This is a genomic window from Microvenator marinus (assembly GCF_007993755.1).
Taxonomy (GTDB): Bacteria; Myxococcota_A; Bradymonadia; order Bradymonadales; family Bradymonadaceae; genus Allomicrovenator; species Allomicrovenator marinus.
In genome coordinates, this window is the sequence record NZ_CP042467.1 from 1,222,848 (window position 1) to 1,238,806 (window position 15,959).

12 protein-coding genes are annotated in these 15,959 nt (G+C 56.9%); 10 read left to right on the plus strand and 2 right to left on the minus strand.

Annotated features, from left to right (window positions below; all coding sequences use genetic code 11):
* Nucleotide 1 precedes the first annotated feature (1 nt).
* Nucleotides 2-1,444 carry a GuaB1 family IMP dehydrogenase-related protein gene (locus FRD01_RS05215; protein ID WP_146958278.1) on the minus strand — a complete coding sequence of 481 codons (1,443 nt, stop codon included), beginning with the start codon at nucleotides 1,442-1,444 and terminating at the stop codon, nucleotides 2-4.
* A 222-nt stretch (nucleotides 1,445-1,666) separates the two neighbouring features.
* On the opposite strand from FRD01_RS05215, the gene FRD01_RS05220 reads away from it, so the two are divergent.
* The 3 genes from FRD01_RS05220 to FRD01_RS05230 all read left to right on the plus strand — a co-directional run bounded on the left by FRD01_RS05220 (nucleotide 1,667) and on the right by FRD01_RS05230 (nucleotide 5,793).
* Complete coding sequence (locus FRD01_RS05220; protein ID WP_146958279.1) at nucleotides 1,667-3,478, plus strand: SLC13 family permease; 1,812 nt, start codon at nucleotides 1,667-1,669, stop codon at nucleotides 3,476-3,478.
* 226 nt (nucleotides 3,479-3,704) lie between these two features.
* A complete protein-coding gene (locus tag FRD01_RS05225) occupies nucleotides 3,705-5,027 on the plus strand; it encodes an extensin family protein (protein ID WP_146958281.1) in 1,323 nt (440 codons plus the stop codon).
* On the plus strand, nucleotides 5,014-5,793 hold the full coding sequence (locus FRD01_RS05230) for a TatD family hydrolase (protein WP_146958283.1): 780 nt from the start codon (nucleotides 5,014-5,016) through the stop codon (nucleotides 5,791-5,793). Before FRD01_RS05225 ends, FRD01_RS05230 begins: the two co-directional genes overlap by 14 nt.
* Here the strand turns inward: FRD01_RS05230 and FRD01_RS05235 are convergent.
* On the minus strand, nucleotides 5,790-6,785 hold the full coding sequence (locus FRD01_RS05235; RefSeq protein ID WP_249756032.1) for an XdhC family protein: 996 nt from the start codon (nucleotides 6,783-6,785) through the stop codon (nucleotides 5,790-5,792). The genes FRD01_RS05230 and FRD01_RS05235 overlap by 4 nt on opposite strands.
* A gap of 59 nt (nucleotides 6,786-6,844) precedes the next feature.
* Here FRD01_RS05235 and FRD01_RS05240 point away from each other — a divergent pair, with 59 nt between their 5' ends.
* From FRD01_RS05240 to FRD01_RS05270, 7 genes are all read left to right on the plus strand, one after another.
* Nucleotides 6,845-7,807 (plus strand): sigma-54 interaction domain-containing protein, encoded by a 963-nt coding sequence (locus tag FRD01_RS05240; protein WP_249756033.1) that lies wholly within the window; start codon nucleotides 6,845-6,847, stop codon nucleotides 7,805-7,807.
* A 7-nt stretch (nucleotides 7,808-7,814) separates the two neighbouring features.
* Nucleotides 7,815-8,906 (plus strand): small ribosomal subunit Rsm22 family protein, encoded by a 1,092-nt coding sequence (locus tag FRD01_RS05245; protein WP_146958287.1) that lies wholly within the window; start codon nucleotides 7,815-7,817, stop codon nucleotides 8,904-8,906.
* Nucleotides 8,903-9,775 (plus strand): DNA cytosine methyltransferase, encoded by an 873-nt coding sequence (locus FRD01_RS05250; RefSeq protein ID WP_146958289.1) that lies wholly within the window; start codon nucleotides 8,903-8,905, stop codon nucleotides 9,773-9,775. The genes FRD01_RS05245 and FRD01_RS05250 overlap by 4 nt, the downstream gene beginning before the upstream one ends.
* A gap of 52 nt (nucleotides 9,776-9,827) precedes the next feature.
* Nucleotides 9,828-12,437, plus strand: a complete 2,610-nt coding sequence (locus FRD01_RS24610; protein WP_146958291.1) for a hypothetical protein — start codon at nucleotides 9,828-9,830, stop codon at nucleotides 12,435-12,437.
* 96 nt (nucleotides 12,438-12,533) lie between these two features.
* Nucleotides 12,534-13,514, plus strand: coding sequence for an ArsA family ATPase (locus FRD01_RS05260; protein WP_146958293.1), 981 nt, complete (start codon nucleotides 12,534-12,536; stop codon nucleotides 13,512-13,514).
* Complete coding sequence (locus FRD01_RS05265; RefSeq protein WP_146958295.1) at nucleotides 13,515-14,624, plus strand: ArsA family ATPase; 1,110 nt, start codon at nucleotides 13,515-13,517, stop codon at nucleotides 14,622-14,624.
* A 9-nt stretch (nucleotides 14,625-14,633) separates the two neighbouring features.
* Nucleotides 14,634-15,953, plus strand: a complete 1,320-nt coding sequence (locus tag FRD01_RS05270; RefSeq protein ID WP_146958297.1) for an MATE family efflux transporter — start codon at nucleotides 14,634-14,636, stop codon at nucleotides 15,951-15,953.
* Nucleotides 15,954-15,959 lie beyond the last annotated feature (6 nt).

Here is a 15,959-nt window from a genome sequence, read left to right on the forward strand (position 1 = left end):
TCTATTTCCTGACTCGTCCGTGCGGCGTTCCTTCCCGGAATCCGCCCTGGGTTTGAACGCCCACAACCACCCTCTCTTGAAATTCTGCCCAGTTGAGCGCGCCTGCGTAGGTGAATGCGGATTGAACACCCGTGATATTATCTACCAGAATATCGCCCACGCTCTCGTGTCCTTCCTTGAGATAGATACGCGATGTGGAGATTCCTTCGCGGAAGTAGCCTTTCATCGCCTTTTCGAACGCGTCGATTTCTGCGCTCCTGTCGTGGACGGCTCGCGCGCTGGCCATGCCGTAATTCTCTTTGTAGAGGAACCCTTCAGCGTCTTCTCTGAGGTCCCCGGGACTCTCCCAAGTACCCGCCAAACCAGTGCCGATCATCACACGAGAGGCTCCGGCAGCCAGATAAAGTGCCACATCGCGAGGATGACGCACGCCGCCGTCTGCCCAGACGTGTTTTCCGAGGGCTTTAGCGGCGTCTGCGCAAGCGCGAACCGCGCTGAAGGTTGGTCGCCCAGCGCCAGTTTGCATCCTTGTCGTACACATGGCCCCCGGGCCCACGTTGACTTTGATGACGTCGGCGCCTGCCTTGATGAGGTCGTGCGCACCTTCCGCGGTACACACGTTTCCTGCCACGATCGGCAGATCGGTGATGGCCCGAATCTCGGCCACTACTTCCAACATGCGAGCCTGATGGCCGTGAGCAGTATCCAAAACAAGGACGTCAACACCCATCTCGATGAGCATTTTCGCCCGCTCCGCTGCCTTTGAGGAGATTCCCACCGCGGCCGCGACCATAAGACGCCCCGAGGCATCGAGGCTGGGCTTTAGGAGTTCGAAACGAACAGCATCTTCGCGGCTCAGAATGCCGCAGAGCCGGCCATCTTGGTTCACAACGGGGGCGGCCTTGACCCTGCCCTGCTCCATAAGCAAGAAGGCTTCTCGGTTTGCTGTCGAATCAGAAATCGTGAGTAAATCTGCGCTCATCACGTCGGCGACCGTGGTGTACTGGTCTCGGTCGCGCAAATCAGAATGCGTCACCACGCCTAAGGGTCTATGGTCCGAATCCACCACAACCACCATGCCGTGAGCGCGTTTCCGGATGATTCCCTGCACGTCTCGTAATGTTGCTTCAGGCGTGACCACGAGAGGCGTATCGAAGTGTACCGGTGCCGACTTGATGTGCTGGACAATTCGCTCCACCGTCTGAGGGCTCATGTCCTGAGGCAATACCCCCAATCCTCCATAACGGGCCATGGTTTCGGCCAGGCGCTTTCCCGTGACAGCGTTCATGTTGGCGGACACGATAGGGTGCGATCCACCCGGGAAATCGGGGGGTGTAAGGTCAACCGCTGTGCGCGAACGGCCCGAGAAAAAGCCCGGCAAGATAAAGACGTCGTCGAGCGAGAGCTCGAGAGATTCGTCGTGTTCAGGATGGATAAAACGCATGGAAATCTCCGAATTTGGGTGTAGAGACGATCCGACACCCTAAAAATGGGGTCAACCTCGAAGTCGCGTTGCAACGCATGTTTCATGTGGCAACGTTTTTGGGGTGGCCCGAATCAGGGAGAAATTGCGATCGGGCTCATAGAACCTGGCGATCCTCCAACAAACATGATGTGGCACAACCCTCGCAATAGATGCACGCGACTCTTTTGGAATGGGACTGATATGGATGCACTTACCTTTGAAATGATGTTGGTACTCGGGATTTTGGCTGGAGCCATTTTGCTCTTTGTCACCGAGATCGTTCGGATCGATGTCGCCGCCATCATCGTGATGGTGGTGGTCGGACTCACGGGATTGGTGGGCCCTAAGGAGCTCTTTGCTGGATTCGCATCAAACGCGGTCATCTCGATCATCGCGGTCATGATCTTAGGCGCGGCGCTCGATCGCGTGGGCGTCATGAAGAAAGTAGCAGCGTTTCTACTGAAGATTGGTGGAACCGGAGAAGGCCGCATCATCACCCTGATCTCTTCGTCTGTCGCCGGAATTAGCGCGTTCATGCAAAATATCGGGGCGGCTGCGCTCTTCTTGCCGGTCACCGAAAGGATGGCAGAGAGAACGGGCATTCCGGTGTCCAGGATGCTTATGCCCATGGGGTTTGCAGCGATCCTCGGCGGAACGATTACGCTCGTCGCATCAGGGCCTCTCATCCTTTTGAACGACTTGCTCGCGGCATCTTCCAAAAACCTTGGCATCGAGATTGAGCCCCTCGGGCTCTTTACACCAACCCCGATCGGCCTCGCTCTCTCAGCATCCGGCATCGCCCTATTCGCGATTTTCGGAAAATGGTTGCTCCCCTCCAATCAAAAGTCGGACTCCACTCAAGACAAGACCAACCTCCAACACCTCTATGGAATCCAAGATCAGATCGAGCCGTGGAAGGTTGAGGCGACAAGCGCTCTCGTCGGCAAGTCCGTCGGGGAAATTGAAGCTGATGTCCACGGCGTATTCCTCGTCGCGGCATTCAGCGAAGAAAACGGCCTCGAGTTGGCTCTGCCCATGGAGTTCATCATCAAGGCCAACATGGTGCTCGGGCTGGTGGGCGATGATGAGGACCTTGCTCGCTTCGCACAAGAATCCGCATTGAAGTCCCATAGTGAAAACCCATTCAAACTCTTCCACGACCCAGAACGCGCTGGTATCGCCGAGCTCGTGATACGACCCGGCGCCGACGCGCTTGGAAAGACAGTCCGGGACTTGAGGCTCAGAAAACGATACGGCGTCACGCTTCTCTGCATTCATCGCCAAGGCGAGTCGGTCCGCGGAGACTTGAGAAATGAGGTTCTTCAGGGTGGTGACGTCCTCGTTGTCTTTGCGCCATGGGAACAACTCTCGGTGCTCGCTGAGAGACGCGACTTGGTCATCATCTCTGATGTCCCAGACGAGACCTCCAAACCCGAAAAGACGTGGTGGGCACTGGCTGCCTTTGCCATCGCGCTCACCCTTGTCATCTCTGGTACGCTCAAACTCTCACTCGCACTTATGGTGGGTGTTGTGATCATCCTCGTCTCCAAGACCTTGAGCCCAGATGAAGCGTATCGCTCAGTGTCATGGAAGACCGTCTTTCTCTTGGCTGCCCTAATTCCGCTTGGCCAAGCTGTTGAGACTACCGGAACGGCTCAGTGGATTGCACAGGGTGTGATTTCGGCCGCGGGTGACCTGCCGATTTGGGGCATGCAATTGACCATCGCGCTTTTGGCCACGGTCTTCTCGCTGACCATCTCCAATGTAGGTGCCACGGTGCTCCTCGTTCCATTGGCAGCCAACGTAGCGGTCGGCATCGGGGCGAACCCGGCTCAGTTTGGCCTGATTGTGGCCATTGCAGTCTCAAACGCGTTTCTTCTGCCGACTCACCAGGTCAACGCCCTTCTCATGGGGCCAGGAAACTACCGAGTCAAGGACTTCCTCAAGGCCGGAACCACCCTTAGCGTTCTCTTCCTCGTCGTGCTTGTGGTCTCGGTCAATATCTTCTTCTAGCCGTATCTGGGCCGCATGGGTCTTTTGTCCCCACACACTTGACCCCGGGCCTCACCCCCCTTGCGTGTGCCACCCTGTCACATACCCACACAGCCCCCCACACGCACCCACACCACCACACAACCTAATTAAACAATCAAAACAAAGACTTAACACATCACCCAGATACAGTGGCACGCACCTTGTAATAGACTAGACCCGAGGACCTGAACCCTACGAGGTAGTTATGAAAGCCACATATATCGCCGCCGCAATTCTCGCTTCGACATTCGCATTTGGTTGCGGAGAAGAACCACAGCTCATGAACCCTGGAGCTTCTCCGACCAACCTAGCGCCGAATGCTGGCAAAACGCCAAATCGCACGAACGACCCCAACCGAGATGGCTCACCTGCCAACGGTGGCGACAACGGCTCAACACCTAGCCCAAGCCCGTCCGCTGCAACCGGTGGACAATGTGAAGACGGCACCACTTGCGGCGCAGGACAAGCTTGTGTCTCGGGCACAAACCTCTGCACGAAAGCTGGCGCTTTCCGAATCACGCTCAGCTGGGAGACCGCACTGGACCTCGACCTTCACGTCGTCACACCGAGAAACGAAGAGCTCTACTACCGAAACCGAGTTTCCTCGGATGGCGGCGAGTTCACACAAGATGGATGTATCGCCGGACGTTGTGAACAAGAGCAAAGCCCATTCGGTGAATCCGTGGTCTGGGGCGACTTCGCCACGCCAGGAACTTATGAAATCTGGGCCGTCAACTACAACGGCGGTGAGTCCGTTCCCTTCGTGATCGAAGTCGAGTTCGAAGGCGAGCGCGAAGTATTCCAAGGCACCGTCGGTGGCGGCCGTGGCGAAGCTTCCAGCGTCCATGCCTTCACCATCGAAGGCGTCGCGCCGGAAAACCCAAACTCCGATACCGCATGTAAGCAGCAGCTCGACCAGCTCGGAATCCCTTACCGCAACTGGTCGTACTCCACGCAATCAGCAGGCGGCTCGTCATGCACCGTTGAGGAGCCGATCACCATCACAGGCCCTATCAATGGCGTAACCTATCAGTACTTGGACACGAGCCCAGGCACCATGAACATGACCTGCGATATGGCGCTCGCCCTGCACCGACTTGGAGACGTTCTCAAAGAGAAGAACATCAACAAGGTCAAGCACATCGGAACCTTCAATTGCCGCAATATCTCGGGCTCATCGAGCCTCAGCCAGCACTCCTACGGACACGCCATCGACCTCTGGGAATTCGTCGGAGTTGACGGCACAAACTACTCGCTCGAGCGTGATTGGCAGCACAACACCAGCAGCCCAACGACCCACAAAGCTCAGGTTCTGCACTACATCGGACGGCAAATGCACGAGCGTCGCATCTTCAACATCGTGCTCACGCCGAACTTTAACTCCGATCACGACAACCACTTCCACGTGGACCTCAAAGCTGGATCTCACTACTTGCGCTCCACGGTCGATCCGGAATACTTCTTCGATGACCTGCCTTACAGCGAAGGCTGTGGACACGCTCACGAAGACTTAGATGGAACTCTTTGAAACACACGCACACCTTGATGTCCTAGAAGACCTCGAGACTGAACTCGAACAAGCAAGAGCGGCCGGCATACATGAATTCATGTTACCGGCCGTTTCGCCGTTCAACTGGCAGGCGTGCATCGAGATAGCTCGCGCCCACACGGGCATCTACTTCGGACTTGGAATCCACCCGCAATGCGTGCGGGAGTTGACTGACGCTGAGGCCTCCGACGCGCTCAAGAGCTTGCCTGACCTGATTCGTTCCTCTGGGGCCCGTGCCATTGGCGAGCTCGGGCTCGACTGGCGATGGGATTCGGATCCCGACGCCCGCGCACGACAAGAGAGAATCTTTCTGGAACAACTCGATATCGCTGCCGAAACTGGACTTCCGCCCATCATCCATTGTTTAGACGCCCACGGCCGATTCCTGGAACTCTGGAAATCTCATCCGTGCAGAAAGAACACGCCTGGCATCATGCACTCGTATTCCGGAAGCGCTGAAATGGTGGCCGAATACGTGCGCGAAAACCTCTACATTTCATACAGCGGCGCCGTCACTTGGACCCATGCCAAACGCGTCCCAAAAGCGTGCAAAGCCACGCCGTTGGATCGACTGCTCATCGAGACGGATGCGCCCTATCAACCACCTCATCCACTCGAAGAAGGGCCCAATCGCCTCCCAAGACTCACGCGTGTGGTCGAGGTCGTGGCAGAACTGCTCGGCCTCTCAAACGCTGAAGTCGCTCAAATCACCACCCAGAATGCTCGGACCGTGTTTGGGCTCTAAGTCTGCGCTGCTTCTGGCCACTTTACTTCGTCAAAGAGCGTGTCCCTCAACTGCAAGATTTCCGCAGCCACGCTGATCGCGATCTCCTCGGGACGGTTGCTCTTCATCTTCAGCCCTATCGGCGCTCTAAGCGAATCCAAAAACTCCTCAGAAACACCGCGTTCAATCAGCGTCTGACGAATCTTTCGAATCTTTGCCGCGCTTCCCATCACACCCACATAAGGAAAAGGACGCCCAGATTTCCAAACACCCCAAAGAGCCTCGATATCCCCTGCCATATCCGTGGTCATCACCACCACATGAGTGAACGGCGCGTAGTTGAGCTTTCCCGCCGCATCAGCGTAATCAGGAACCACCTCCAGCCAACGCGCCCAAAGATTGTCCTGAATCGTCGGCAGGTTTGCACGCGTATCAAAAATACTCACCACGTAGCCAAGTCGGTTCATGACCTCCGAGAGCGCCAAGCCACAATGCCCTCCTCCCATAATCGCAATGCGTTTCCACTGAAAGATCCTCTCGGAATACGCCCAAGACTCTGCCTGAATATCCAAGGAAAAGAGCGGCCTGTCCTGACTTGTCATCTCCACTTCAAAGCAACCATCTGAGTCGATTCGCAGAACGCCGGGGCGATCTTCGAGCTCCAAGAGCGCGAGATCGGATATCGTACCGAGGTGTTCCGGTCCAAGGACCATAGTCAAATTGGTCTGCTCCCCGGCACAAATCATACCGGACTTTTTGCCTTCCCCTGATTTCCGATGAACGAGAGTTTCGATCTGCGGCGCTTGCCTCTGCCGAATCGCTTCCCGGGCCTGACTCACAAGCTCCACCTCCATTGAGCCGCCACCGATGGTGCCTTGCATTTCTCCCGTCTGGGAAACGAACATTCGTGCGCCCCACGTTCCAGGCGAGTGTCTCGTGTTGGAGACCACCATCGCCAGCCAAACGTAGCGTCCGAGTTCAAGTTCTGCTTCCAAATTCGACCAGAATTGCATACCACCTCCGGGGCCCGTACCATGGCACATCTCATGCTCTGACGCATCAGGAGACCACCTTGCAGCGAATCTACAAACACCCCGAAAACAAGCCACATGAATTCTTCGGACTCATCACGGTTTCGCCGCATATGCTCGACCTCTTCGAGATCGTGCGGCGCGCTGCACGCTCCGAAGCAGCCGTGCTGATTCGAGGTGAGTCGGGAACTGGCAAAGAGCATATCGCCAAAGCTCTCCACGAGCTAAGCCCTAGGTCTAACAAGGGATTTAACGCCATCAACTGCGCCACGCTCACACCGGAACTCCTTGCTTCCGAGCTTTTTGGCCACGTCAAAGGCGCGTTTACCGGCGCAATCCGCGACCGAAAAGGTCTTTTTCAGACAGCGCACCAGGGCACGATCTTCCTCGATGAAGTCGCTGAGATTCCGCTCGATATTCAGGCGCGCCTACTTCGTGTGATTCAGGAGCAGACCTTCATTCCGCTGGGCGGCACCGACCCTGTTAGCGTCGATGTTCGAATCATCTCGGCCACGCACCAGTCTCTGCGCGAAGCGGTGCAGCAGCGGCGCTTCCGAAACGACCTCATGTATCGCATCCGAGTCGTTCCTATCTTTATTCCGAGGCTCGCCGAGCGCGAAGGGGATGTTGAGGCGCTCACCTGGTACTTTATCGACGAGTTCAATCGGCAGGGGCATCGCCAGATCGAGGGTATCCGGCGTGATGCGATGGAACTGCTACTCGAACATGAATGGCCCGGAAACGTTCGTGAGCTCCGAAATGTGATCGAATACGCCTTCGCCATTGGCGAAGGGCCAATTCTCGAGATCGGCTGCATGACGCCTGAACTTCGCGGCGAGGCGCCCACTCCGACGCAGCCTTTCGGACAGAATCACGCCGAACGCGACCAAATTCTGGACGCACTTGCCCGCTCAAACGGGCGCAAGTCCGAAGCCGCGGACCTTCTCGGCATGTCGCGCTCCACGCTCTGGCGCAAAATGCGCGAACACCACCTCATCACCTGAGCTCCAGATGAATCCAATCTACACCCGCGAACTAAGCCGATGGCTCGGAACCGACCACGCGGACCGCACACCACCACTCGCGCTAGTTGACGCAGTCAAACAAGTTTCGGACGGTCTGATCAAAGAGCGCCAACTCGTCGGCACGGCGTATCTCAACACCCAACTCCTTCGAGAGGCTTACCAAACCTTCTGGTGGCCAATGACCTACTTGCACGCCGCCACCGTGCTCGGCCACGCCGTTGAGCTTGAGGATGGCGCAAAAGTATTGGACTTGGGAGCCGGTGGTGGCTCGTGCTCTGCCGCTGCGCTGGACCTCGCCAATCGCAACGGCGTGTCTATCCATCTCACGGCACTCGACCACGCCTCCGATGCCCTTAAAGCCCTCCAAGAGCTACTCAGACCACGGCTCAATGGAAGCACGCTCAACACAAGCACATTGGACCTCGAGTTCATGGATAGTACGGAGCAATTCGACCTCATCTTGCTCGGCCATGTGCTCAACGAACTCTTCACGCACGACCCAAACCGCGACCAACTCCTTGTCGACTTCGTAGACTCGGTGTTGAAGCGGCTCAAGCCTAACGGGAAGCTCGTGATTATCGAGCCTGCCCTTAAGGAAACGTCGCGAACGCTCCACCGAGTCCGAGACCAAGTCATTGCATCAGGTGCATCAGTGGTCGCACCGTGCACATATCAAGGCCCCTGCCCTGCCCTTCAGGACAACGATTGGTGCCACACAAGCCTGAGTTGGGAGCCTCCGGTCTACATTCAGAAAATCAGCAATCTTTCCGGCATTGACCGCACACGGCTCGCCTTTTCGTACCTGGTTCTGACTCAGACACCTCAGAAAAGGGACGCGTACCGAATCGTCTCCGAGCCGCTACACACCAAGGGCCGGCTCAGGTACCTCGCTTGTGGTCCAGAAGGCCGCTTACCGCTCGTCGCTCCTGAGTCTCGCGTCAAAGGCGAGAACGAAGTTTTCCGCCGCCTTCCACCCGGTGATTTGATCGAGTTCGGGGAGGGTCAGGAAAAAGGCGACGGGCTCGATATTTCCAAAACCTGGGTCCGGCGCGTGGGTTCGCAAGACGAGCCGCTATGAAGGTTCTCGAACTCTTTGCAGGAATCGGAGGTGTCGCAGCCGCTAAACCTGCACAGATGCAGATTGTAGGGGCCGTAGACGCGAGTCTTCACGTCCTGCAAACCTATGCCAAAAACTGGTCGCACCCCACTTTTCAGCAAAACATCGAGGGCATTTCACCTGCGTTTCTGGAAAAACTCGAGGCCGATTGCTGGTGGCTTTCACCGCCTTGTCAGCCCCATACCGTGCGGGGAAATCAACACGATGTTGATGACCCACGCTCGGCGAGTTTTCTAAGATCTCTCGAGTTGATCTCGGCGCTAAAGCCGACCGCCATTGGTTTTGAAAACGTAGAGGGGTTCAAGGGTTCAAGAGCCCACGAGCTCCTCCTCGAGTGCCTCGCCCCTGACTACACCTGGCACGAGACGATCCTCTGCCCGTCAGAATTCGGCGTTCCCAATCGTCGCCCTCGGTTCTTACTCGCCGCGCATCGCGGATTCGAGCCCAAGATCCAAGCCGGTGACGCCGTCAAGACACCTTTGAAAGACTATCTCTTGCCCCCGACTCCTGAGCTCTACCTGACCGAGCATGTCCACGAGAAATTTGGGCAAAGCATGCACGTCGTAGACGCAGATGATCCGGACGCACTCACGGCCGTCTTCACCTCCGCCTATACCAAGACATGGATGTTCGCGGGTTCATTCTTGAGAGAGGCGGATTCCAGGCTTCGAGCTTTTTCTCCTCACGAAATCTTGGGTCTCTTGGACTTCCCCGCAAATTTCGACCTCAGCGGCCTCGGGAGGCGACAGGCCTACAAATACATAGGGCAAAGCCTCAGCGTGCCCACAACGCGCGCCGTGCTCGAAGCACTTATTTCCGACAGAAGTTGACTTCCGGTCAATACTTCCCAAGAATCAGGTATAACCAAGAGTCGGAGCTAGTATGAAGCAGTCCCTGATCCGCGTTTTCGCGCTCGCCGTACTCATTGCCGCCGGGTGCGCTGAAGGCGATACTACCGGTGAGCCTCAGGTACCCATAGACATGGGCCAAGATATGCCCACGGACGTCAATACCACCGACTCTGGTGATGACGCCGGGACAGATGCGGACCCAACGAATGACGAAGGATACGAAGTTTGTGTTCTGCAAACTCGCCCTGCAACCCGAGGCGAATGCCCGACTCAAGATGAAGTCATCGAATTCGGCGATATGGAACCTGGTCAATCTGAAGAGCGACTCGTCAGGCTCGCGAACGGCAGCGACCGAAACATGCTTGTTCAAAACGTCACCCTCGAAACTCCGAGGAGTGAACTCTTTGAACTCGAGTTCTTCCGACTCGCCAACGACGGGGGTGTCACCGAGCTCCAACGCCCATTCAATATCTCCGTGGGCGGCGAGATTTTCGTGCGCGTGATCTATACGGCTGACGCCCCAAACACCGCTATTCCCGCGGAGTTCCTACTTTTCGAGGTAGATCATGATATGGAATCGTACGAGATCGAAGTCCCGATCGTCGGGTCAACCATCGCGTGTGCGGCTGGTTTTGCCGACTGTGAGGCGCTCTCGCTTGGCTGTGAGACCAATATTCTTACCAATACCGAGCGTTGCGGTGGGTGCGGCTCGATCAACAACTGTGGGCCGAACAACGTATGCGTTGAGGGTCAATGCCGCGTCGGGCAATGTGCGTCTGAGAACTTATCCGATTGCGACGGACTTTTTGCCAATGGCTGCGAAACCGAGATCACGACGAGCCCTCTAAACTGCGGCGGGTGCGGCACAATCACAGCCACTGGCACCCCTAATCCCGCGTACATTTGCCCAGGGGAAGCCGAACTCAATGCCGTACCTACCTGTGCTCAAGGCTCGTGCGGATACGGCGAATGCCTCGAAGGCTGGGGTGATTGTACGGGCGAGCCAGGTTGCGAAACCGACTTCAACACACCGGACAACTGCGGCGGGTGCGGAAATCTTCCCGGCACAGAGGGTCTGGTACACCGCTGTCGCGACCAGTTCCCGAATGTGATCGTGGCGTGTGATATCGGAACTTGCTTGCCGTCCGATTGCGAGGCGACGTGGTACGATCTGGACGACAACCGTACTGTCCCAAACACCAACGGGTGCGAGTATCAATGTTTTGGAAACCCTGCAGACGTTGATCTTCCAGACAATAATTACCAAGACACAAATTGCGACGGAATTGACGGCGACGCTGCAGCCGCAATCTTCGTTTCCCCACTTGGACGCATCGGTGGCCTGGGAACTCGCGAAGATCCCGTGTCCACCATCCAAGCGGGCATCATCATCGCCGGCTCACAAAACAAGGACGTGTACGTTGCCGCTGGAACCTACACGAGCAGCACAATCACGATGCTCAACGGAGTCTCGATCTACGGCGGGTTCAATGCCGTAAACTGGTCGCGAGGTGCCGCAGAACAGACGACCATCAACAACAGCGGCGGTGTCTCAGCAGGCCGAATCATCGGGTTGCGAGGCACCAACATCACCTCCCCGACCTTCATCGACCGCATCAATATCGTAACGCCAAACGCCGCAGGAACCGGCGTGGATAACTACGGCCTCCATTGCGATAATTGTGACGGGCTCACCATCAAAAATGCCGACATCGATGCTGGCGCTGGCTCAGACGGTATTGACGGGGTGAATGGCTCAGACGGTGCGAACGGATCAAACGGCGCCAATGGCGGACGCATCACCAACTGCACAGCCAACGGTAGTGGAGCTCCAGGCGGCGCAGGTGGCCAATCACCAGTAAACGCCAACGGCGCTGCAGGTGGACAAGGTGGCTCATCAAGTCCCTCGAACGGATCAAACGGCGGCACCGGAACAGCTCTCTCAAGCCACGCAACACCTGGCGGCTCGGGCGGAAGTGGAGGAGGCTCCGGAGATGGCGGAGGAAACGGAGGAAATGGAAATCCAGGAGCTGACGGCGCAAATGGAACCAACGGCCTACCGGGTGCGCCAGGACCCTCAGGCTCCTTCTGGGGAGGGCTCGGAGGACGCAACGGCGGCAACGGGCAGCATGGTGCTGGCGGCGGTGGTGGAGGCGGAGGCGGAGGCCACGGCTGCTTCTTCTGCAATAACGGTCCTGCAAGCGGTGGTGCTGGCGGAGGTGGAGGTGCACAAAGAGGTACGGGCGGCACTGGAGGTACTAACGGTGGCGCGTCTTTTGGCATCTATCTTTACAACTCGACCGGAATCTCAATTGAAAACTCAGAGATTTCAGCTGGAAACGGTGGCGACGGAGGGCGCGGAGGAAACCGTGGCTTCGGGGGCGGAGGCGGAAACGGAGGGACTGGCTTCGATGACTGCACCGACCGCGGAGGAAGAGGCGGAAACGGAGGTGCTGGAGGCGACGGAGGAAACGGCGGGCATGGTGGTGGAGGTGCCGGTGGTGCCTCGTACGGCGTCTATCGAGTGAACACAACCGTGAGCCTGGGCTCCTCCAACACCATCACTTTCGGCGCACCTGGCTCCGGCGGCTTCTCTCTTGGCTCAAACGGCCCCACCGGTGGCTCCGGCCAATCAAATTAAGTCGATCGATCTTGCAAGACCACGATTAGCACGAGTACCCTCGCACCCGTTCGATTTCTGTGTCATCAAATGGCTGACTAACGCGTTTCGTGGGCTATGCTCGAATCTCTTGACCAAAAACGGCTGATATTTGTCACCGGTAAAGGTGGTGTGGGTAAAAGCACTTGCACCGCAGCTCTGGCGCTGGCTCTGGCCAAAAGAGGGCGACGCGTGCTGGTCGTTGAGACCGATGCCTATTCCGCGATGAGCGTGATTCTAGGCGCCCCTGAGAGCGAACACACCATCATCGACGTAGGTCACGGGCTTCACGCCATCAACTTGCGTTCCGCACAATCCCTTGTTGAAACGCTCACACGCTACCTGCCTAGCGAACGGGTCGTAAAGGCCATCACCCAAAACCGCGTAACCCACTCGTTTTTTGACTCCGCACCCTCGGTCAGCGAGTTCGTGCTCCTCGATAAAATCATGTCCTTGCTCGATGATAAGGACAATCACTGGGACCATATCGTTGTGGATTTGCCGGCATCAGGACATGCCGTCACGTTCCTCAGCGTACCGAAAACGCTCAACGGCATGATGAAGGGCGTTGGACCCATCGCAAAGCGTGCACAAGACGTGGACGCCATGATCGCCTCCACCACACGGGCGGCCATTGTTGCGATTTGCCTGCCGGAAGAGATGCCCGTCAATGAAACCATCGAGCTCAGCGCGAATCTCAAGAAGACGCTCGGACGCGGACTTGACCTCACTTTGGTCAATATGGTCCACGACCGACCTGTTGATGAAGACGCTGAAGATGATTTTGAGCGAGCGAGTATGAGACTGCGCATTCGAACCAACCCAACGGGGGTTCTGGCCGATTCTTCCGTGGCCGCCCCACTTCGGGTCCTCGCTGGGAATCAGCTTTCGCTTAAATGGTTCAAACGCGACCAAATCTATCTCGGCTTGCTCCGCAAAAATCTCAAATGCGAAATTGTAGAACTCCCGATGGTCTACAAAATTAAGGAGCGTGATATTGTCGACGAGTTGGCGTCGCACCTGAACACCGACCCTGATCCCGCTTCACTGGCTTCATAAATGAGTCGATTCAACACCATGGTCAAAACAGCCCGCCTCATCGTGTGTGCAGGGCCAGGTGGGGTTGGAAAGACGACGACCAGTGCAGCCATTGGACTCCGGGCAGCGCAGGCCGGTCGAAAGGTCATCGTGCTCACGATTGACCCAGCAAAACGGCTCGCCAATAGCCTCGGTTTGGACGCCCTTACGAACGAGCCTCAACGCATCGATTTGACCGAGGATGAAAGCGGCGAACTCTGGGCGATGATGCTCGACCAACAACAGACGCTCGATGATCTAGTGGCACGTTACGCGCCGGACAAAGGCGCGCTGTCTCGGTCCAAAGAAAATAATATCTACCGCCTACTCTCTTCCGCTCTCGCCGGAATGCAAGAGTATATGGCGCTCGATAAACTCCACGATCTCTACACCGGCGGCTACTTTGACCTCGTGGTGCTCGACACCCCGCCCACCAAGAATGCGCTCGACTTTCTCCAAACCCCTGGACGCGCTCGTCAATTCTTCGATGATCGCGTCATGAAGTGGTTTATCCCTAGCAAGACCGCCAAGAAGGGCCTCTTCACCCGCGTTTTTGACCCCGGTTCCGTCGTGCTCGGACTCTTGGGAAAAGTCTTCGGCGAAACCTTCGTCACAGATTTGGTCGATTTCTTCGATACGCTCTCATTTCTCCAAGATGCTTTGCGAACCCGCGGAGAGATGATCGACTTCATTTTGCGCGATCCACAAACCCGTTTTGTGCTCATCACAAGCGCGGACTCTCGCAGGATCAAAGAGGCACTCTTTTTCCACGAAAAACTCAAAAGCCTCGACCAACATGCCGAGGCCTTTGTCCTAAATCGCGTCATTCCGCGCTTTGATCAGGAAGACCTCGACCTATCCACCATCGAGGCCCTTGGTGCGCTCCTCGAAGACGATAACGTGGAAGGTTTACCCGAGAGCCTTCGCGCCAATTACGCCCGCCTCACAAAGCTCTCCGAGCACAATCGAGGAATCATCGACAATCTAGCTCGGCAGGTCGGCTCCGACCGCCTCTTCACCATTCCCATGTTCGGCGAGGATGTACACGATCTGGGCACCCTAGAGATGCTCGGTCGCCATCTCACCGAGTAAGTCCGGGTCATGCGGCACGAAATCCTATCCATTCTCAAGCTCGCCATTCCAATCATTGGCGCCCACTTTCTCTCATTGATCATGGTCGTGACGGATAACGTCATGGTCGGATGGATGAAGGACGATGACGCCCTTGCCGGCCTTGCGCTCGCCACTGGCTTCTACAGCCTGATCACCATCGTGGTTGTGGCCTTCGTGGGCGCGATTAGCCCTCTGGTCTCAAAGGCTCACGGCACCGAAAACTGGTTGCAAGCCGGGCACGTGGTGCGCCAGGGCCTCTTGCTTTCATTGGTGATCTCCGCCCTGCTCGCCCTGGGTCTCTTCTTCGCCGAACCGCTGATTCTCTTGACAGGCCAAGACCCGCTCGCGGCCAGCATCGCTGCGGACTATCTAAACGTGATGATTTGGACCGTTCCGGCTCATCTCGGATTCCTGACGCTCAGAAACTTCACTGAGGGCTGCGAAGATTCGTTACCGTCCGTCGTCATCGGCGGAATTGCCGCCGCGCTTAACGTAGGCCTCGACTACGCGCTAATCCTCGGCGAGTGGGGATTTCCCAAACTTGGCGTCGAGGGCGCCGGTTGGGCCACAGCGAGCCTCACATGGCTAAGTTTCGTGATGTTGGGCGCATATATCCTGCTCAAGAAGAAGTACAAAAAATACGAATTGGTCGCGCTTCCTCGGCCAAACTTCGGGCTCTTCCGTGAAATCCTGAGGCTGGCCATCCCACTCGCGGGCGCTGTCGGCATGGAAATGGGGTTCTTCGTGGCCTGCACCTTCCTCATGGGTCGCCTCGGCGTCACCGAGCTCGCCGCGCATCAGGTCGCCCTCAACGCTACGAGCCTTTTCTTCATGATTCCGCTCGGACTCTCCTTTGCGGTGAGCATTCGAATCGCCTCGTACATGGGACGCGGGGACATCGCAGGCGCGCGCCGAGCATGGCACGCAAGCCTCTTCATCACGCTGGCCTTCCAGTCGTGCATCGCCCTCTTTCTTATCACCCAACCTGAGCTCATCGTCCGAATATATGAGCAAACCGGCGAAGTTGAGACCCTCGCCATTCAGTTCCTCTTTGTGGCCGGCCTCTTCCAGTTCTTCGACGGCTTCCAAGTCCTCGGCATGGGCGTCTTGCGCGGCCTCGAAGACGTTCGCTACGCATTCGGCGCCACATTCGTAAGCTTCTGGGTCATCGGAATTGGCACCGTCACCTACTTCTATTCTCAAGGCAACCCACACGGCATCTGGTATGGCCTCCTTGTCGGGCTCGCCGCAGCATGCCTGGCCCACCACTCCCGAATTTGGCTCAAAACCTCGCCTTCGTTGACATAGGGGCGC